This is a genomic window from Polyangiaceae bacterium (assembly GCA_016715885.1).
In the GTDB taxonomy this organism is placed as follows: Bacteria; Myxococcota_A; Polyangia; order Polyangiales; family Polyangiaceae; genus Polyangium.
The window spans coordinates 151,533-172,047 of the sequence record JADJXL010000021.1 but is presented as its reverse complement, the minus strand read 5'-3'; the positions used below and the strand labels follow the sequence as shown (position 1 = coordinate 172,047).

15 protein-coding genes and 1 tRNA gene are annotated in these 20,515 nt (G+C 59.8%); 9 read left to right on the top strand and 7 right to left on the bottom strand.

Going from position 1 to position 20,515, the window contains the following annotated elements; translation table 11 throughout:
• Window positions 1-81: 81 nt before the first annotated feature.
• Window positions 82-315, bottom strand: coding sequence for a hypothetical protein (locus IPM54_31670; GenBank protein MBK9264348.1), 234 nt, complete (start codon window positions 313-315; stop codon window positions 82-84).
• Between IPM54_31670 and IPM54_31665 the strand changes: the two genes are divergently transcribed.
• From IPM54_31665 to IPM54_31650, 4 genes are all read left to right on the top strand, one after another.
• Window positions 314-1,399 carry a hypothetical protein gene (locus IPM54_31665; GenBank protein MBK9264347.1) on the top strand — a complete coding sequence of 362 codons (1,086 nt, stop codon included), beginning with the start codon at window positions 314-316 and terminating at the stop codon, window positions 1,397-1,399. The two genes, IPM54_31670 and IPM54_31665, sit on opposite strands and share 2 nt — an antisense overlap.
• 136 nt (window positions 1,400-1,535) lie before the next feature.
• On the top strand, window positions 1,536-2,396 hold the full coding sequence (locus IPM54_31660) for a methyltransferase domain-containing protein (protein MBK9264346.1): 861 nt from the start codon (window positions 1,536-1,538) through the stop codon (window positions 2,394-2,396).
• A 7-nt stretch (window positions 2,397-2,403) separates the two neighbouring features.
• A complete protein-coding gene (locus tag IPM54_31655) occupies window positions 2,404-3,171 on the top strand; it encodes an ATP-binding cassette domain-containing protein (GenBank protein MBK9264345.1) in 768 nt (255 codons plus the stop codon).
• Window positions 3,168-4,685 (top strand): ABC transporter permease subunit, encoded by a 1,518-nt coding sequence (locus IPM54_31650; protein MBK9264344.1) that lies wholly within the window; start codon window positions 3,168-3,170, stop codon window positions 4,683-4,685. The genes IPM54_31655 and IPM54_31650 overlap by 4 nt, the downstream gene beginning before the upstream one ends.
• Before the next feature lie 21 nt (window positions 4,686-4,706).
• Here IPM54_31650 and IPM54_31645 read toward each other — a convergent pair whose 3' ends face one another.
• The 3 genes from IPM54_31645 to IPM54_31635 form a co-directional block, all read right to left on the bottom strand.
• The gene (locus IPM54_31645; protein ID MBK9264343.1) at window positions 4,707-5,705 is read right to left on the bottom strand and encodes a threonine/serine dehydratase; all 999 of its coding nucleotides are present in this window, start codon (window positions 5,703-5,705) and stop codon (window positions 4,707-4,709) included.
• Between the two features lie 108 nt (window positions 5,706-5,813).
• On the bottom strand, window positions 5,814-7,790 hold the full coding sequence (locus tag IPM54_31640; GenBank protein ID MBK9264342.1) for an FG-GAP repeat protein: 1,977 nt from the start codon (window positions 7,788-7,790) through the stop codon (window positions 5,814-5,816).
• 691 nt (window positions 7,791-8,481) lie between these two features.
• Complete coding sequence (locus IPM54_31635) at window positions 8,482-9,633, bottom strand: transposase (GenBank protein ID MBK9264341.1); 1,152 nt, start codon at window positions 9,631-9,633, stop codon at window positions 8,482-8,484.
• A gap of 186 nt (window positions 9,634-9,819) precedes the next feature.
• Between IPM54_31635 and IPM54_31630 the strand changes: the two genes are divergently transcribed.
• Window positions 9,820-9,914, top strand: a tRNA-Sec gene (locus tag IPM54_31630).
• A 336-nt stretch (window positions 9,915-10,250) separates the two neighbouring features.
• Here the strand turns inward: IPM54_31630 and IPM54_31625 are convergent.
• Both IPM54_31625 and IPM54_31620 read right to left on the bottom strand, forming a co-directional pair.
• The gene (locus IPM54_31625; protein ID MBK9264340.1) at window positions 10,251-11,615 is read right to left on the bottom strand and encodes a sigma 54-interacting transcriptional regulator; all 1,365 of its coding nucleotides are present in this window, start codon (window positions 11,613-11,615) and stop codon (window positions 10,251-10,253) included.
• Window positions 11,616-11,632: 17 nt separating this feature from the next.
• The gene (locus IPM54_31620; protein MBK9264339.1) at window positions 11,633-12,607 is read right to left on the bottom strand and encodes a serine/threonine protein kinase; all 975 of its coding nucleotides are present in this window, start codon (window positions 12,605-12,607) and stop codon (window positions 11,633-11,635) included.
• 208 nt (window positions 12,608-12,815) lie between these two features.
• Here IPM54_31620 and IPM54_31615 point away from each other — a divergent pair, with 208 nt between their 5' ends.
• From IPM54_31615 to IPM54_31600, 4 genes are all read left to right on the top strand, one after another.
• Entirely contained in the window at window positions 12,816-13,214 is a 399-nt protein-coding gene (locus IPM54_31615; GenBank protein MBK9264338.1) for a CesT family type III secretion system chaperone, read from the top strand.
• Between the two features lie 129 nt (window positions 13,215-13,343).
• Entirely contained in the window at window positions 13,344-14,186 is an 843-nt protein-coding gene (locus IPM54_31610; protein ID MBK9264337.1) for a PspA/IM30 family protein, read from the top strand.
• Between the two features lie 14 nt (window positions 14,187-14,200).
• Window positions 14,201-17,032: a cation-translocating P-type ATPase gene (locus tag IPM54_31605; GenBank protein MBK9264336.1), complete on the top strand. Its 2,832-nt coding sequence runs from the start codon at window positions 14,201-14,203 to the stop codon at window positions 17,030-17,032.
• A gap of 26 nt (window positions 17,033-17,058) precedes the next feature.
• Window positions 17,059-19,002 carry a hypothetical protein gene (locus IPM54_31600; GenBank protein ID MBK9264335.1) on the top strand — a complete coding sequence of 648 codons (1,944 nt, stop codon included), beginning with the start codon at window positions 17,059-17,061 and terminating at the stop codon, window positions 19,000-19,002.
• Window positions 19,003-19,017: 15 nt separating this feature from the next.
• On the opposite strand, the gene IPM54_31595 is transcribed toward IPM54_31600, so the two are convergent.
• Entirely contained in the window at window positions 19,018-20,463 is a 1,446-nt protein-coding gene (locus IPM54_31595) for an MATE family efflux transporter (protein ID MBK9264334.1), read from the bottom strand.
• Window positions 20,464-20,515 lie beyond the last annotated feature (52 nt).

Here is a 20,515-nt window from a genome sequence, read left to right as displayed (position 1 = left end):
AGCCAAATATTTCGGGATGTCCACGCCGGAAACCGATAAGTCGAGTTACCAGCGGGGCGATACGTTGCCTTCGGCAATCCGCTACTCTTTGGACGGCAATGTGATGCGCGCAGTCTCCCTGGCCTCCACGTCCGCGCGGCGGAAGGCGAGTTTTTGATGAACGCGCAGGTTTGGGGGTTCGATGAAAACATTCCGATACGGCGGTATTCCGTTCGGTAAAGATACGAATCGATTTTCGGCGTTGACATTGCTTCTTCCATCGTGACATACGTCGTGCATGATCACCTGCGGTATCTTGCCAAAAGTCGCGGACATGATGCTCCTACATGCCATTACGATACTGCTCGTGGTGCCCCTCGCCGGGTGCAGCGATGATACGGCGAAACAAACCAAACCACCTCTGCCAGCTCCATCCATTCCCTACGAGACGCTGAGCGAATACGGATTGTTTGAAGGTAAACTATCGGACATCAAACCAGCGCCCGCGGTGATTCCTTACGACGTCGTATCCCCGCTCTGGTCCGATGGGGCGCACAAACAGCGATTCATCGTATTGCCCGAGGGGCAAAAGGTGACGTTTGGCCCCGAGGAAACATGGGTTTTCCCTGATGGAACCATCGTCGTCAAACACTTCGCATTACCTCGCGACAAACGCGATCCAAACGGCACGTTGCAACACGTCGAGACGCGACTCTTGATCCGTGACTCGTCATCCGAAAAAGGCATTACTTCACATACATATGTTTGGAACGACGAACAGACGGAAGCCTATCGCAAGGTGGCGGGCAAACGCATCACGCTCGACTATATCGACGAAATGGGCGCCGCAGCATCGCAAGAATACATCATTCCCAATACGAACCAATGCAACAACTGCCACGAGCGCAATGATGTCAACGAATTGCTGGGGCTCGTCACGCCCCAAGTCAACTTCGATCTCGATGACGGCGGGGCCGTAAAAAACCAGCTCACGCGCCTCGAGCAAGCCGGCATTTTCGATGCCCCATTGCCCGACCCTGCCGTCTTGCTGGCACTGTCAAAACCCTTCGGATCTGCACCTCTCGACGATCGCGCCCGAGCCTACCTTCACGCGAATTGCTCCCATTGCCATAGACCAGGCGGCGGCGGGGGGTCATCTGGTCTCGTGCTCCTCGCATGGGAAACCAATCCGACGAAAAATGGAATTTGCAAGGGGACCGTCGCCGCGGGCTCGGGAACCGGAGCGCTCGAATACGACGTCGTCCCGGGCAAACCCGAAGAAAGCATCATGATCTTCCGCATGAAATCGACGGATCCGGAAATCAAAATGCCGGAAATCCCGAACCTCCTCCCGGACCAAGCCGGCATTCAGCTCGTCTCGGAGTGGATAGCTGCCATGCAAATGCCTGCCTGCCTGTAAGCTTCCGCCGTCGCGTCGAGACGCGTTTGCCTTCATGAATCGTTTCTGACGAGTTTGTCGTGAAGCGCTTGCGTGCCCCGTGGCAACGTGTATGCTTGGTGTTCCGCCCGTCCACTCATACACAAGGAAGTGCCCCGTGATTGCATACGAAGGACCGAACGCCGAGCAAATTCGTTATTGGAATGAAGTCATGGGGCCGCAGTGGGCCGCGATTGATACGACCTTGTCCGCACAAATTCGTCCCCATGGCCTCCGGGCGCTCGAACGCCTGGCGCTCGCTTTGGGCGAGCGCGTGATCGATATCGGCTGTGGGGGCGGGGAAACCACCGCCGAAATTGCGCGTCGAGTTGGTCCGGGCGGGCGCGCCGTCGGCATTGATATTTCCGAACCGCTCGCGGCACGTGCGCGAACTTCGACCGCCGAATTCGGACACGCCGAAATTCGCATTGCCGATGCGCAAATCACGTCGTTCGAGCCGCAAGCGTTCGATGCTTTGTTTTCGCGGTTCGGCGTCATGTTTTTTGCCAATCCAGAAGCGGCTTTTTCCAATTTGCTCAGCGCATTGCGACCTGGTGGGCGCATGGCATTCGTCTGTTGGAGGGACCTTTCGGAAAACCCTTGGATGGTCTTGCCCGCGATGGCCGTTGCCAAACATCTCCCCATCAAGCGTCCCGAGCCCAATGCACCTGGGCCTTTTGCATTTGCGGATTGTGAACGCGTTCGGGGCATTCTCGAACGAGCCGGTTTTGTCAACGTGAATCGAGAAAAAGTGGACGAGCCCATGCAAATCGCGGCTGGTGAATCGCTCGATGGCGCCGTTGCGCTTCTCATGCGTATCGGCCTCGCCGGCGCAGCGCTTCGTGATGCCAAAGCCGGCCCCGAGCTCGTCGATGCCGTTCGTGTTTCCATTCGCGAAGCCATTGCGCCATTCGAGAATGGGGCCGGTGTCGTCATTCCGTCGGCATCCTGGGTGGTGACGGCAGAGCGCAGGGAATGATGTTTTCATGATAGAAATCTCGGACCTCACCAAGCGGTATGACGAGCACGTCGTCGTCGATTCCGTCACGCTTCGCGTAGAGAAGGGCGAAACATTGGTGCTCTTGGGGGGATCGGGGTCCGGAAAAACCACCACCCTCAAGATGGTCAATCGTCTCGTCGAACCGACATCGGGGCGAGTCGTCGTGGCAGGACAAGACGTGACCTGTGGACCGCCGCATGAATTGCGTCGTCGTATTGGCTACGTGTTTCAGCGTTTGGGCTTGTTCCCGCATTTCACCGTCGCTGAAAACATAGGTATCACTCCGAAGCTCATGGGGTGGGACGACGCGCGCATTCGCGCTCGCGTTCACACGCTACTCGAGCTCGTGGAGCTCGATTCGGCGCTTTTTGCATCACGCCGTCCGCACGAGCTTTCTGGCGGCCAGGCGCAACGCGTGGCTGTCGCCCGAGCGCTCGCGGCCGAGCCGCCGGTGCTGCTTTTCGACGAACCCTTTGGGGCGCTCGATCCGATGACGCGCGAGCGGCTTCAGGTTTCGTTTTGCGAATTGCGCAAGAAACTTGGTTTTACGTCGATGTTCGTTACTCACGATATGGTCGAAGCCATGGCGCTCGGGGATCGCGTGGCGGTGATGAAGGACGGCAAGCTTCTTCAAGTGGGAACGGTGCACGATCTTGCGGCAAACCCTGCGGATCCTTATGTCGAAGAAATCGTTCTCGCGCCGGCTAGGCAATCGTCGTTGATTGCGGAAAAGCTTGCAGGAGCCGTCCGATGACGGACCTTCTCGCCGAATTGCCGGGTCATCTTGCGGCTCATCTGCTTTTGTCTCTTGCGGCGCTCGTCGTGGGAATCGTGGTCAGCGTACCACTTGGTATTTTCGTTTCGCGCGTTCGGCGATTCGAGGTTCCGGTCGTGGGGACGGCGAGCGTTTTGCAAACCATTCCGAGCCTCGCGCTTTTGGCGTTCATGGTTCCGGCGCTTGCGGCTCTTGGCGTACGCAGCATCGGATTTCTTCCCGCATTGATTGGTTTGTCGCTATACAGCTTTTTGCCCATTCTTCGCAATACGATCACGGGTTTGTCCGGTGTCGATCCGGCGGTCGTCGAGGCGGCGCGGGGTGTCGGCATGACGCCTCGGGAATCGCTTTTTCGAGTCGAGTTGCCGCTCGCGATGCCGGTCATCGTCGCGGGCATTCGCACATCGGCGGTCTGGACCGTAGGCACGGCGACGCTGTCGACGCCCGTTGGGGCTCCAAGTTTGGGCAACTATATTTTTGGAGGGCTACAGACGCGCAATTATGCGTCGGTGCTCGTCGGATGCGTTGCCTCGGCACTTTTGGCGCTCGTCATCGACGGGCTCGTGCATGTGATTTCCCGTGGAATCGAGCTGCAAAATCGGCGTTTGTCCGGGCTTGGTTTGTCCGGCTTTTTACTGCTCGCTGTGTTTGCGACGACGCCGATGTGGCCATCGCGAACGTCTACCGGACATGCTCCCATTACGATTGGAGCAAAGACATTTACGGAAAGTTATATCCTCGCTCATGCCCTTGCAAGACAAACGGAGAAGCAAACGGGTTTGCCTACGAAAGTTCTCGAATCTTTGGGGTCGACGGTGGCTTTTGATGCGCTTGTTTCAGGTCAAATCGATGCGTATGTCGATTATTCCGGTACATTGTGGTCGTCGGTTCTCGGCAAGGGTGAAACGCATATCGATCGCAAAGCAATGCTCGTCGAGGCCGGTCGTTTGCTCGACGAGAAGTACGGCATTCTCTTGGTTTGTCCGCTCGGATTCGAAAACACGTACGCATTGGCGATGCGTCGGGAGGATGCGGCGCGATTGAATGCTCGGCGAATTGGGGATCTTGCTCCCCAGGCGAAAACGATACGAGTTGGCGGTGATTACGAGATGTTCCAGCGAGCGGAATGGAAGTCCGTGACGAGCACGTATGGTCTCGCATTTGCCGAGCAGCGCAGCATGGACCCGTCGCTGATGTACGATGCCATCAAGACGGGGCAAGTGGATCTGATTGGAGCATTTTCGACCGATGGGCGTATCGCAGCGTATGATTTGTTGGTGCTCGAGGACGATCGAGGTGCCTTGCCACCCTACGATGCGGTCATTCTCGTGAGCGCTCGTTTGCGCCACGACAAACCAAAGGTCATCGAATCATTGCGGGGATTGTGCGGGCGTATCGACGCGGATACGATGCGGAAGCTGAACCGCGAGGTTGACCAGGACAAACGAATGCCGGCTGCTGTGGCGAGGGATTTTTTGCAGCAATTACGTTGAATTGGGCGTTTGGCAAAATGGTTACTCAGTCTTTCCCCAGCACCCCATCAGCACTCCCCGATCCACATTCCCTCCCGACACGATCACACCAATGCGTTTCGGCCGATCCGGCAGCCCGTGTCGTAATGCCGCCGCAAGCGCTGCGGCACCGGATGGCTCCGCGAGCACTTTGCCCGCAAAAAGGAGCATGGTCAGCGCATGACGAATGTCGTCGTCGGTTACTCGAAACGATCCTGCCACATACTTCTGCGCAATTCGAAAATTCCGTTCGCCCACCATGACAGGCTTCAATCCATCCGCCAAAGTTGGTCCCGGTTGAACCTCGACCCGCTGTCCCGCTTCCAAGCTCTGCGCCATTGCATCGCAGCCCACGGGTTCGACACTGAAAACCCGCGTAGGCGTATTCGCCGCTGCCAAGCACGCTCCTGCAATGAGCCCCCCGCCGCCTACCGGAACGAACAGTGCTTCGAGCGATCCCCCATTCGTACGAGCTGCAACTTCTTCAATGAGCTCGAGTGTGGCCGTGCCCTGTCCAGCGATGATGTCAGCATCGTCGAAGGGTTCGATGATTGTCCCGCCAGTACGTTCTCGAATCGCATGCGCGGCGTTGCGCCTCTCCGTCGAGGTTGTCCCGGCAAACACGATGTTTGCCCCCAGCGCTCGCACGCCCTCCACTTTGATTGCCGGCGCATCCTCGGGCATTGCGATGTCCGCTGATATTCCATACTCTTTTGCTGCCAACGCCACGGCTTGCGCGTGATTGCCCGAGCTGTACGTGATGATGCCTCGCGTCCGAACGGTCGGATCCAGCCTTCCCACCGCATGCAGCGCGCCGCGTGCTTTGAAGGCCCCGATTCGCTGCAAGTTTTCCGCCTTGATCCACACCTCGGCGCCTGCCGCCGCATCGATGGCCGGAATGCGCAGCACGGGCGTACGCGTCACTTTTCCTCGAAGGCGTTCGGCAGCGGCAAGTACGTCTTCGGGACGAGGATCGAGCGATTGGTTTACTTGGGCGTTCACGAGCGTCACTTTAGGCCTTTGGAAAACTTGCTGCAAGATTCGAAGAGCACCCGTTCTAATCTCGTACGAGGTAGGGGCCCTCGATTTTCCGGCGCTTGCGAGGGGCTCCTACCGAGGTTTCATATGATGAAGCGACCTGCGCTGACGAGCCTTTCGCATCGCAACCAAACCGATCATCGCCGCAGATCCCCAGCCGCGTGTGTATGCACTTGCATCCACGTGCATTCGACAATCGCACCCGCCGCCCGTTACCAATACGCCGGTAGGCGGCAATTCATTCGGTACGCACGTGCCAGATCGACAAGCGCCACCAGGACAAACCGTTCCGTCAGGCAATTCGAGCGCCGAACATGCGCCGCTGATGGTATCGCACGTGCCTTCGGCATGGCAAGCATTTATGGCCAGGCACTCGGTGCTCTTCGTCCCAAGACAAACTCCTCCCGTGCAAACATCGAGCGCCGTGCAGGCATTTCCGTCGTCGCAGTTTGCACCGTCGGGCTTGACCTCGGCAAGGCAAACACCTGTTGCCGGATCGCAAATCCCCGCAAAGCATGGGTCGTCTGAACAAACCATGGGACTAGCCCCAACGCATTGCCCGACCAAACACGTATCCGTCAATGTGCATGCATTGCCGTCGTCACAGGTTGCGCCATCGAGCAATGTGCAAATGCCGTCCGCGCTCGCCCCTGTCGCAATCGAGCATCCGTCACAGGGACCGAGGTCGCATGCGCTATCGCAGCAAACGCCGTCCACACAATACCCCGAAGCGCATTCGGCGGCGGACACGCAATCGTCTCCCGTGTCATTTTTCAAAACGTACACGTAGGCCGACCCGGAGCTCGTACCCAGATCATCGTCCAGGTATGCACTCACGACCGTCGTGTCTCCAGATATCGCCACCGCAAAACCATATGCATCGCCGATCACCGCATCGCTCGCGACGAGCTCGATATCCTGCGACCATGACGAACCATTGCGCGTGAATACGTAGGCGGCCCCGGTGTTCGCATTCGTCGTGTCGTCGAGCAAAGCGCCGATGACGGTTGAATTGCCGCTCATCGCGACGCTCGAGCCAAAGCGATCATCTGCCGCCAAACCCTGGGGAAGCAGAATGGCGTTTGGGTTCCAAGCGATCCCCGTGCGGACGAACGAATACGCCGCGCCCGAATCTGCCCCCATCGAATCTGCATGCGGTGCGCCGACGATGGCCGAATTATGTTCGATATCTACGGCCCAGCCAAACGCATCGCCAGCCGCGCCGTTTGGGCTGATTAGCTTTTTCTGTTGACTCCAAAGCGTTCCTTGGCGAAAGAAGACATACGCCGAGCCCGAATTAGGTCCAAATACGCCTGCGTCGGGAGCCCCCACGAGCGCTGTTTCGCCATCCATGGCGACGGCTGCGCCAAGATGGTCATTCGGCGCAGCATCTGCGGTCAGCAGCTTCTTTTGTTCTGCATATTGGGCGCCATTCCACACGAAAACGTAGGCCGCTCCGGCGTCGATACCCTTGGCATCCGATTTGGGACAACCCACGAGCAGCGAGTTTCCCGAAATGGCCACCGCGTGCCCGAACATGTCGCTCGGTTTCCCGTCGCTCGCAACGATTTTCGGCAGCGCGCTCCAACTGCCGTTCGTCCTCGAGAAGACATATGCCGCACCTGCATCGAGCATATTGCCATCGGCTTGGGGCGATCCGACAATAGCGTTGTCGCCGTCGATTGCGACAGAATACCCGAACCATCGAGTTGCCCCAAAATCGGGAGCCACGAGTTTCTGTTCGAAGAGCCAATCGCCGTTTTTTCGCACGAAGACGTACGCGGCCCCCGCATCCTGCGCCGCTGAATCTTCGTAGGGCGTACCTATGATGATGGTATCGCCGCTCATGGCTACCGAAAAACCGAATAGATCGCTGGGCTTGCCGTTTGGCGCAACAATCTTCGTCTCGGCTGTCGTGACGAGAGATGGTGCATTGGGAGCGAATGCCGCAATCGTAGGGACATCAATTTTCGTCGGGGGGCTGCTGTTGCACGTCGAGCCCGCGAACGCGACAGAGAAGAGCAGCACACGGTGCGTGGGGGAACGCATGGTGTAAGTATCCTATCGTGATCTTGGCAAAACCTCCAATGGTTCGGGGAGGGACCTTTGACGTATGATGACCAACGTTGTGTCGGAATGAACGAACCGTCCGGTCGTCATCCGAAGGTGCTGCGAACCGTCCGGTCCGAAGGTGCCAACCGCGTCCGTCCGAAGGTGCTGCCGCGTCCGTCCGGTCCGAAGGTGCCAACCGCGTCCGTCCGAAGGTGCTGCCGCGTCCGTCCGAAGGTGCCAACCACTTTGGCCGGAAGCTCGACCAACCAGCGTCGCGTCCGAAGGTGCCAGCGTCGCGGCGTCCGAAGGTGCCAACCACTTTGGCCGGAAGCTCGACTGGTCGTCCGAAGGTGCCAACCACTTTGGCCGGAAGCTCGACTGGTCGTCCGAAGGTGGTCGTCCGAAGGTGCTGGTCGTCCGAAGGTGCCAGCCACTTTGAGCGCAGGCAGAGAATCCGCAACAACATGATCACGCCCGCCCAACGTGCGTGGTGGTCACGCAACAACCGAAGCTACGCAGCACCGCTTGAGTCATCTGCCTTGGGGGGACAGTGTCGGGGCGCTCGACAAGCCTTAGGTTCCATTAACGATACGGGAGCTGGATACAACTGTCCACTGCGCACTCGGACATGCGAATCGATAATGTCTGCTTTCCAAGCCAACCGAATCGCAATGGCCGCATTTCCGTTTCATGCTACCAGCGACGTCAACGCATCCGCAATCTCCAAATTTCTGCGCGTGGGATGAAGCATCGAGATAGCGTCTGGGTCACTCGCATAACGCGCCTTTGGATATCTCGACGGTGCAAATGAGCCCGGTGGAAAATCGACCGCCGTATTGCCATGTCTGTATTCGTGCGAGCTCTTCTCATATGCAATGCGGAACGCGCGGTACCACTCTTCGTAGCATTTTCGCAATGACGATTCCATCGTGTGGCAGAGCGGCTGAGGTGAGCGCTTACGCGGATTGCTCCTGGGCGATCCAGGTCGATCCGTTGGAATGACAGTTCGCGCCATCAGGCGGCGTCGAATCGGAAGCTCGGGCTCGAGCTCCAGCTTCGTCGCTTCAATGGGCAATGGCTTCACTTGCGCCTTGATTATTCTGCGTATTTTTCGCCGAAGCTTTTTCTTGTTGAGCCTCAATAATTGTGGTAAGAGTTTTTGCTCCAGGATGACCGTCGACAAGAATGGCGCGATGTCGTCAGGGCATCCGGCACTGTACCAAGCGGTTCGATCGAAGCGCAAGAATCGCTGCTTATGATTTTGAAATAAGAACGCCGCACTCGACAAACCAGGCCATTCATTGATGGAATCCGCTATGCCGGCATTTTGCGGGTTCGCCAAAAGATAACCCAACCGTTCGAGTTCCGCAGCTTCGTCGAGCACTTGGGCGGCAGCATATCGCCGCCCCCACAGTTGATGCGTTCGCCCGAGAAATCGATTCACATTGACGGCAATTTGTCCATTCAGATACGCCATGAAATCTGCGAATTTGCCCTTCGGCGCCCCCAGGAGCAGGTGCCCATGGTTGCTCATCCAAACAAAGCCATAGACGCGCACGCCGAACAATTCAACGCCGCGCGCCATGCAGCTCCCAATGATGTTTGGAATCGCATCGGTAAACGTATTATAGAGAACGACCGGGCGCGGCAGTGTGGCGTCCAGCTCGACTCGAGCGATTTCATCGGTGAGCGCTTGCGTTTGCTCGACGCACGCACGGCCACGCTCGCGCATTGCTTGCTTCTCGTCAAAATCAACCCGTTTGCCCTCGGCCAGCATCCAGGCCTTGGGACATGCGTATGGGTCGAGGGCGAAACGCTGCTCGACAGTACGAATGGTCACGAAGTAGATTTCATCGGACAGAAAGCAGCGTTTTCTTCGCATACCTTTCCATCGAACGAGCGAGGCACCAGTTGCGTGGTTCGATGAAGATTTTTGAAAAAGTGGTTGGCACCTTTATCCCGCACCTTTGTCCCTCCCGGCCACACCCAATGGCGCTTCGGGGCGATCGCGAGTAGAAGAGCAAGTGGAAGTGCGCGGTTGGCTGGTGCCACCCCCGGTCTTCAAAATCGGTGCGGGGCAGTTCCGCTGTCCTGGGCAGGTTCGATTCCTGTGCGCTTCCGTCTCGCCTTGCCAAAGGTGGCTGCTGGCGGCCAAAGGTGCTGGGCAGGTTCTGCTGGCGGCAGCAAAAGGTGCCAGCCACTTTTTTGGCTGGCCAAAGGTGCGGCAGCAAAAGGTGCCAGCCACCTTTTTTGCCACCTTTTTTGGCCCGGGTTCGATTCCTGTGCGCTTCCGTCTCGCCTTGCCGCTGGCTGGCCAAAGGTGCCAGCCACCTTTTTTGGCCAGCCACCTGCCACCTTTTTTGGCCCGCCCGTCTGGCCGGGCCACCTTTTTGCCGCTGGCTGGCCAAAGGTGCCAGCCACCTTTTTTGGCCGCCGCCACCTTTTTTGGCCCGCCCGTCAACCTTCAGACTCGGACGGCCGCGCGACGATTCCATGGCGCTTCAAGTACGTACGCACGTGCGCGCGCTCCATCCCTGACCGACGCGCGATCTCCGAAATGTTCCCCTTCGCCTCTTCGTACAGCGCTGCGAAGTACTCACGCTCGAATCGCGTGAGCACCTCGTGCTTCGCTTCCTGAAATGCTTTGCCCTTGAACGAAGGCACGGCATCACCCGCAAGCGCCGGCGCAGCATGCGTCGCAAAGTGCGGCTCGTGCATCTCGGTCAGCGCGCCGAGGTGCGCTGCGATGTCGAGCTCTTCCGAGTCCGTCGACAAGGCAAACGCAACCGCGACCGCATTCTTCAGCTCGCGCACGTTGCCCGGCCAATCGTGACGCATCAGTCGCTCCAGCGTCGTGTTACTCACGCGTTCGAAAGCTCCCTCGTCCCCGGCATCCTTGAGCATCCGACGGACGAGAACCGGAATGTCCTCGAGACGTTGTCGAAGCGCGGGAAGCTCGACACGAACTTGCGCTACGCGGAAGTACAGATCGCTGCGAAACGTCCCTGTGTTGACCGCTCGAACGAGGTCCCGACGAGTTGCCGCGAGAACGCGCACGTCCACTTCGCGGTACGAAGATCCGCCGACGCTTTTGATGCGGCGCTCGGCCACGGCACGAAGAAGCTTTGGTTGAACTTCGATCGGAAGCTCGCCGAGCTCGTCGAGAAAAATCGTGCCGCCATCGGCTTCGAGAAAGGGCGAGATGCGCTTGTCGATCGCGCCTGTAAAAGCACCTCGTTCGTGCCCAAAAAGCGTGGCCTCCGCAAGGCTCTGCGGGATGGATCCACAATCGACGACGACGAAGGGCTTTTTCGCGCGAGGGCTCGCTTGATGGATCGCTTGCGCAACGACTTCCTTGCCCGTGCCGGTTTCACCCGTGATGAGCACGGTCAAGTCGGTAGGTGCCACCTTCGAGATCTTTTCGAAAATGGCGCGCATGCCAGCGCTCTGCGCAACGAGTGTTCCGAACGAGGAAATGCTTGGAATGACGATCTTTTCGGGCCGCGCAGGCTCGAACGAGATGTCCGTTTCACCAAGACGCAGCTTGCACGACGACAGGAGAAACACTTCGCCGATGCGTACTCCACCGGCGAATATCCCGTTGCGACTCCCGAGATCGCGAACGCGTACGCCATGTTCAGTCGCGACAAACTCGGCGTGAACGGCGCTGATCTTGGCGTCATCGAGAACCACTTGGCACTGCGAATTTCGGCCGACGATGACCGGTTCGGTGCCGATCTCGAACCAGTTCGTCTTGGCCGCCTTGATTCGCCCGCCACGAACTTCGACCTTGTTTCGAGACAGAATGGTCGACTCGATCACGATGTCACCACGAGCGGTTACCTATCGGAATTCCTGGATCCCCCAGGAATGCCAATCATTGCGGCTGTGTTGCCAGCCCACGTGGGCTGGTCGTCCTGATTGACGACCTCATCAGCGACGGTGGGTGGATCGACCGGAGCGGCGACGAACGACGAGGTTTCGGTCGGTGGCGGAGCCGCAAGCGCACGACCCTTCGGTGCAAGTGAGCGCCATGCTTCGAGCGCATCGCTGGCCGATGCAAAACGATGTTCTCGATGGCGATGCAGCGCGCATTCGAGGAAACGCTCGATGGCCGCAGGCCACTTGTCACCCGTCGCTTCGGTCAAGCTGGGCGCTGCACGTTCGAGCTTCATCGCAACAAGCAGCGCGGCCGTCATGCCCTCGAACGGAAGTCGCCCGCTCAAAGCTCGAAAGGCGACTGCCCCGACGGCATAGATGTCCGCGCGTTCGTCCGCGCGAGCAGCGCCGCGAACCTGCTCAGGCGCCATGTACGCGAAGGATCCAAGCGTTGCATCGAATGCGGTGAGCGTTGGCTCGGCTTGTTCACCGTCACCGCGGCGTAGTTTCGAGATGCCGAAATCGAGGATCTTGGCGCGTTCAGGTCGATCGGGTTGACCCGTGCGTTCGATGAAAATGTTTCCAGGCTTCAGATCGCGATGGATGACGCCGGCCGCGTGGGCTGCGACGAGTCCTTCGAGAACGTCTTCGATGATGGGCCAAACCTCGGCAAACGGCAGGTATTGCTCTCGTTTGAGCCGGTCGGCGAGACTCTCGCCTTCCAGTTTTTCGAAGACGAGCAGGTGCGCGTTGTCCGGCGTCATGCCGACTTCGAGCAGTCGACAGACGTAGGGGCTTTGGATGGCCGACGTGATCTCGGCCTCGCGCTGGAAGCGGCGAACGAGGTCGGGTTTGACCGCCGCTCGGGCAAGCAGGACCTTGATGGCGACTTCGCGGCCGTCCGTGTCGCTGCGCGCAGCCCACACCTCTCCCATGCCGCCGCGGCCTAGGAGGCGGGTTACACGGTAGCCCGCGAGGGAGTCGCCAGGGTGGATCGCCACGGGACCAGGATCAGGACCGTACCAGTGAACTGTAGAGGAAAGAAAGGAAGAAACGCGTCGGATGCAAACGCCGCGATCCGCAGCGAAAAGAACCCACTCCCCCTCGACCGGAAGCCTTTGAACTTGTAGTCTCGCCGCAGCCATGCCGCGAACTTCCGAGGACGTAGAGAATTTCCTGCTCGAGCTGGATAGGCGTTTCGAAAACGACCAGGGCACGTACTTGGTTTCGGTGGGCGAAGAAAAACCGCCCATCGCACTTCGTGTCGTGCCGCCGATCGTTGCCGTGCGCGTTGCGATTGGACAGGTCCCTGCCGACAAAGACCATCAGCTCGCCCTTTTCCGTCGCTTGCTCGAGTACAACGCGACGGACTTGATGCACGCAGCGTACGGAATCGACAACGGCACGGTGGTGCTATCGTCCGCGTTGCCGCTGGACAACCTCGACCTCAACGAGCTCGATGCCACGTTGAGCGACGTGGACTTGGCGCTGACGCGGCACGTGCCGACGTTGCATGACTTGGCGACGGCCAAGATGGAATGAAGGCCCCGCCCACGCCGCCTGGTTTGGTTTGGATGACCGTGTATCGCTCGACATCGACGCGCCCGGAAGAAGTTGGGGCGCACTTTCCGCAGCATCGGAAGCCGCGAGAGCAATGAGAGGCCAATCGAGATGGGAATCTTCGCGCGCCTAGCCACCCTCATCAAGTCGAACCTGAACGACCTCATCAGCCGCTCGGAAGACCCCGAGAAGATGCTGAATCAGGTCGTCATCGACATGGGCAATCAGCTCATCGAGGCGAAAAAGCAGGTCGCCGTATCGATCGCCGATGAAAAGCGACTCGCAAAGCAGGTCGAGCAAGAAGCGGCGAACGCAGCGGAATGGGAACGTCGTGCCATGCTCGCGATCAAGGCCGGGGACGACAACCTGGCGAAAGAAGCGCTGGCGCGGAAGAAGGAGCACGACAGCCTCGTCACCGCCTACAAAGAGCAGTGGCAGAAGCAAAAGCAAGCCGTCGACCAGCTCAAGACGGCGCTGAAGCTGCTCAACACCAAAATTGAAGAAGCCAAGCGCAAGAAGAACGTGCTCGTGGCGCGCAAGAAGCGCGCAGAAGCGCAAAAGGCGATTCAAGAGACGCTGTCTGGCCTGAACAACGCATCGGCGTTCGAAACGTTCGACCGCATGGCGTCGAAGATCGACCAGATGGAAGCCGAAGCGGAGGCCACGACCGAGCTTGCAGAAGAAGCGAGCGGAGACACCCTGGCGGCTCGATTTGGCAAACTGGAAGCAACGGCGGGCGCCGAAGACGACCTCATGGCGCTCAAGCGCAAGATGGGCGTCTTGCCGGCAGAAGCGCCAAAGGAAGTCGCCGCGCCTCCGCCAGCCCAGGTGCGTGTTGCTGGAGCAGGCCAGGCGCCGGCCGCATCGATCCAGGCCGAACAGGACGAACTCGCAGCAGCGCTCGCGGAGCTCGAAGCAGAAGAGCAACGTGAGCAGGCCCGGATGAAGCGGTAGGCAGGCATAACGACATGAATGAAGCGGGCACGACGAGCAAAGAGTCGGTGCAGGCGTCCGAGCGCAAAGCGCCCGCCTCACAGACGGCGCTTGCACCAAATGGTCAAGACAAACCGGTCTACGCCGAGCAACTCGAAGCGCTTCTCGCGCGCCTAGGCGCGAGCTCGAACGCAGGGCTCGAAGAAGCCGAAGCCTCCGCGCGCATCGCGAAGTACGGCAAGAACAAGCTGCCCGAATCGGCGAAGAAGAGCACGCTCATGCGGCTGCTCGAGCAATTCGCCAATCCACTCGTCCTCACGCTTCTTGCTGCCGCAGCCATCGCCGTCGTCGTAGGATTCACCGACACGTCCGGACAACACGGCTTTTTGAGTCGTTTCGGCGATGCCATCGCGATCCTGCTGATCGTCATCCTGAACGCGTTCCTCGGGTACTACCAAGAGCGGCGCGCAGAAGCGGCACTCGAAGCCCTGCAGAAGCTCAGTGCGCCATCCGCGAGGGTACGTCGAAGCGGCAAAGTCAAGGTGGTCCCGGCCGAAGATGTCGTGCCAGGCGACTTGCTCGAGCTCGAGGCTGGCGATGCGATCGCGGCCGACGCACGTCTCGTACAGACGATCGATCTCGCGACGGAAGAAGCAGCCCTCACGGGCGAAAGTACGGCGTGCACGAAGGATGCGCTCGCCCCGGTCGCGCTCGACGCACCGCTGGGCGATCGCGGAAACATGGTTTTCACCGGTACGACCGTCGTTCGCGGCAAGGCGCGCGCCGTCGTCACCGCCACGGGATCGAAGACCGAGCTCGGCAAGATTGGCGAGATGATTCAATCGGTCGGCGAGCAGAAGACGCCGCTCGAAGAACGTCTCGACCGATTCGGGTCGATGATTCTGCGCGTCTGTTTGCTGCTTTCCGCCGTGCTGCTCGGTTGGGGCTTCTTGCGCGGTGGAAGGCCGTGGCACGAGCTGCTCCTCGAAGCCGTGAGCCTCGCAGTAGCCGCAATTCCCGAAGGCTTGCCTGCGATCACGACCATCACGCTGGCGCTCGGTATGCAGCGCATGGCGCGCCGAGGGGCCATCGTTCGCAAGCTCCCCGCCGTCGAAACGCTTGGTGCTGCAACGGTCATCGCATCCGACAAGACCGGCACACTCACACAAAACGAGATGACCGTGCGTGCCGTCTACACTGGCGGCAAGCGCTACAAGGTCACGGGCGAAGGGTACGATCCGACGGGCGACTTCATCGCGGAAGCAGGCGAAGTGATCGACTTCGACAAACTGCCGGCACCGCTTTCGTATACGCTCGCCACCGCCGCGCTCTGCAACAACGCACACCTCGAACAGAACGCCGAGAAGAAGTGGTACATCGTTGGAGATCCAACGGAAGCTGCCCTCCTCGCGCTTGCTGCAAAGGGACACCTGCCACGCGAGTCCATCGCTCCGTCGCACGAATTCGTCCACGAGCTGCCCTTCGACAGCGATCGCAAGCGCATGACGGTCATTACGCGCGACAAGCACGGCCGCGAAATCGCGCACGTGAAGGGCAGCGCCGACGTGCTGCTTCCGCTGTGCGTCAAGTTCGCTGCGGACAATGGCGTGCGCGGTATGACCGACGAAGACCGCCAAGCCATCACGGCGGAAGCCGATCGCATGAGTGCACAAGCGTTGCGCGTGCTCGCGATCTGTCGTCGCGTGCGCAAGCGCGAAAAGACCGACGAGGGCGACGTGGAGCGCGAGCTGACGTTCCTCGGCCTCGTCGGCATGATGGATCCGCCTCGCGCCGGCGTGAAAGAAGCCGTGGCGACGTGCAAGCTCGCAGGCATCCGCGCCGTCATGATCACCGGCGACCACAAACTCACCGCAACCGCAATCGCTCAAGAAATCGGCCTGTGGGACGAAGGCGACGAAGTCATCACAGGTGCCGAGCTCGCCAAGATCAACGACGAAGAATTGGCACGTCGAGTCGAACATTTGCGCGTGTTTGCCCGGACAACCGCCGAACAAAAGCTGCGTATCGTGCGCGCCTTCAAGTCGAAGGGACACGTCGTCGCGATGACGGGCGATGGCGTGAACGATGCACCAGCGCTGCGCGAATCCCACATCGGCGTCGCCATGGGCAAAGGCGGCACGGACGTCGCCCGCCAAGCAGGCGATCTCGTCCTGGCCGACGACAACTTCGCCACCATCGTCGATGCCGTGAGCGAGGGACGCGCGATCTACCGCAACATCCAGAAGTTCATCTTCTTCTTGCTGTCGTCGAACATGGGCTTGCTGGTCGCGGTGTTCGTCGTGTCGTTCTTCGGCAAGTGGCCGCCTTTGACGCCGCTCATGATCCTGTGGATCAACCTCGTCACGAACGGCTTGCCTGCCTTGGCGCTCGGCATCGATCCGCCCGATCCGCATCTCATGCAAGAACCACCGCGCAACACGTCCGAAGGGCTGCTCGGAAAGCGCGACTATCTCGGCATTCTCTACGTCGGTAGCATGATGGGCGCCGCAGCCATCGCGCTGTATGTGCTGTCCCCGCAGGACGAGGAGCACCTCCTTCAAACGCGCGCTCTAGCGTTCTCGGTGCTCGCTCTTTCGCCGCTCTTCCACGCATGGAGCTGCCGAAGCCCGCACCAGTCGATCTTCTCCATGCGCCCGCTCGTGAGCCTTCCGCTCGTGCTCGCGTGCGCCGCAAGTGCCGCGATTCATCTCGTGGCGATCCTCGTGCCCGCGCTTCGTCCGGTGTTTCGCACCTACGCAGTCTCGGCCAACGAGTGGATGCTGCTCCTTGGCCTCTCGGCGCTGGTCGTGCCTGGAGTGGAAATTGCCAAGGCCATTGATCGAGCTTTGCGTCGACGTCCCGCATAAGCCTGCGGCGACAAATGCATGAACATATGCGCCAGGAACTCGTCCATTGCGGGCCCATGATCCGCACTCGTCGAACCACTCGCTTGACCGCTCTTGCTTGTGCAGCCGGAGCACTTTTTGCCGCCCAACCTGCCAGCGCTGCAGGGTCTCCCATCAAGGCGTCCCTCGTGGAAACTTCGTCCATCAAACTCGACGGAATTCCCAAGGAATGGCCAGCCCTGATGACGCTCGGCCATAAGGTGAAAGGCGCCCCGTCCAAAGCCGACTTCCAAGCACAAGCCGCAATCTCGTACGACGCATCGAACATCTTCATCGCCGCAGACGTCACCGACGACGCACTTCGAGGCGGCGGCGACCGCATCTCGGTCGTCATCGGGTTCCCCGGAGGAGCCATTCACGAAGTCGAGCTATTTCCGGGTGAGCCAGGAAAGTCCGCGGCATCCGCGAAAACCAAAGACGGCAAGACCATCGCAGGAGCCAAGGTCATCGAAGCTCCACGAAGCGGCGGGTGGACCCTCGAAGCAAGCATTCCCTGGTCCGCTTTTCCTCCTGCATCGACGACGCGTGTGGGCCTTCGCGGCGCGATCTTCGCCCATGATGCCGACCGTTCGACCACGATCGAAGCGTCCGTCGGTACAGCTCCTACGGCTTCGTACGAATCACTTCCTCCCGTCTCGATCGAGAGCGAACAAGCCCTCGGCGAGAGCCTCAAAGCCAAGAAGATCCGAAACGTTCCGCGCTTCAACCTCATCGCGGACGTCGCAGGCGACGCGCTGAAAGAGCGGGTCATCGTCTTCGATCATGTGCTCGTCGTGCTTGGACCGACCTTCCGCAAAGGTGCCGAGTTTTTCTGGACCGACCTCGGCGTGGATGCTTCCGCCGGAATGCTCCCGTCGTGCGAGACGCGCGATCTGACGGGCGATGGGCAGGCAGAAATCATCCTGCGAAAACGCCTTGGAAAACCGAAGAACTACCGCGAGTACCTGCAAGTGCTGCAGTTCGGCAAATCCGACGCGCCAACGATGATTTTCCAGACCGAGATTGGAATCGTCACAGAAAAAGGGTCGGTCGCAAACGAGGTCCGATTCGCGGCTGATGGGGCCAAGACGGCCATCACGATCACGCCGGGCCAAGCGAAAAACTTCGACGCAGGAAACTACGCCGAATCGCGTGAGACATCGATGGATCCCGCGCTCTTGCCCTGGGAAACGATTGCTTCACGCACGTACAAATGGAACGGGAGCAGGTTTGTCAAGGCGGGCGAGGAAAAACAGGCAAGCACGCCCGCTCCGGTCGCCGCCGTGACGACAGGACCAGCTTCCCAAGCACAAGCTCAACGACCCGCAGGCCCCAGCATGAGCGAAATGCTCGAGCGCGTGTACGGGCAATACAAGCGGGATCGAGGCGTCACGGGCAAACCCCGGTTCAGCCTGTCTGCCGACGTCACCGGAGACAGCGGCGCGGAGTCCGTGCTGCTGCACGATCGCGACTTGGTCGTCTTCGGCAACGGCTGGAAGGGCGGAACGGGTTTCACCTACATGAGCCTCGGTCAATTCGCCAAAGGCACGGACATCAGCGACGTCAGCACGACCGATCTCACGGGCGACGGCAAAGCGGAGATCATTGTCAAAGGCAAGATCCAGGGCGCGACCACGAACGAAGGGCAGATGAGTCGAGATGTTTTGTTCGTGTACCAGATGGTCGACGGCGAAGGCTTGAAGCGCGTTTTCGCCGTGGAAACGGCACGAAGCATGGGCAGAAAACGCGTCGAGGGAACCGTCAAGTTCGTCAAGGCCGGTCGCGGCACGGATATCGAAGTTTCGTCGGGGAAAGCCATCGAGTGGAATGGCGGGAACTACCCGTTCATGCAGGACACGGGCCCCGTCGGCGGCGTCGAGCCGCTCATCCTTCCGTGGAGCAACCTGCCCCCCGTGCGTTATCGCTGGAAGACGAACGGCTTCAGCAAGTGACCGGTCAATCGCGAGCTAGAGCGCGATCTTCTTCCAGTTTCCTCGCTTGAACTCGAGCGCCATGAGCGCAGCAAGCGCAGCGGCATACACGGCGCCAGCCACCCAGATACCAATCAGCCCCATCTTCAGCGTGATGCCGAGGATCCACGCGAGCGGCACGAGGCACAGGAAGTGGAGAACGAGCTCCACGATCATCACGTAACGCGTGTTTCCTGCACCAAAGAGCGCCTGCGTGAGGATCATGCCGACGGCGATCATAGGCGTGCATGCACCTGCCAAACGCATGGGACCGAGCGCCGTTTCGCGCACGATCTCGCTGTGCGAAACGAACGCGAGGATCTGCTCGGCAAAGACCATCTCGCACAAACCGACGACGCCGAATATCAAGAGGCCAAGACGCACGGACGTCCAGCCGAACAACTCAGCGCGATCCGCTCGCTTTTCGCCGAGAGATTGAGCAACGAGAGTGGCCGTGGACGTGCCGAACGCGAGGCATGCGGTGAACGTGAGTTTGAGGACGCCGACGATGACCGTGGTTGCGGCTCCGTTGACGGGCTCGGCCTTGCCTCCCGGACACATGGCGGAGACGACGCCGATGGGCTGAACTTCGTCGAGCTTGCCCGCAATCATTGCGAACAGTGCGAAGCCAGTCATGACGGCGATCGTGGCGATGCTGCTCGGGATGGAGAGTTTCAGGATGGACCAGGTCAACCCCGTCTCGAGTTTGCTCGGGACGAACGGTCTATAAACCTTCCGGAATTCGGCCTTGAGCGCGTAGCCGATCATGATCGCGAGGCCTACGTACGTCGAGACGAACCCGGCGATGCCGGCGCCTGCAACGCCCATCTTTGGTACGCCAAGGGCTTCGTTGCCGAAAATCAGCACGAAACACAGGGCGATGTTGATGGCGTTCATCACGACCGCCGAGACGAGATGGATGTGCGTCTTGCCGATGCCGTCGAAAAACGCTTTGAACGCAAACGTTGCGACCATCGACGTGACGCCGAGAAGACGCCACTTCAGGTACGATTCGGCCGCGACCCGAGCTCCCTCGTTCTTGATGAGCAACGACAGAATGGCTGGCGTGAGCAGATAACCGATGATCGAGAACGCGATGCCGGCAACGACGGCGAAGAACGCCGCGTTGCACAAAACCGCGCCGGCATCTTCTCGGTTTTTCTCAGCAAACCTCCGACCGACGAAGGCCTGGGTGCCGACGCTGATGGCGCTGAGCGATCCGCCGAAGAGCCAAAGAATGATGAGCGACGGCAGAAGCGCCGCCTGAGCATTCGACGATTCGGGGCATGGCAGGCGGGCGAAGAAGACGATGTCGACTTCGTTGACGACGCTTTGCGTGAGCATTGCGCCGACCGTCGGCAACGCGAGACGCAGGATCGCGCGATGCGGAGGGCCCGATGTGACTGCGTTCGAACCAGCTACCGGCGGAGCGATTTGGGCCATCGAGTGTGCGCGCGGTATACAACGTGGAGATGAACGGGCGAGCAAAATGCGC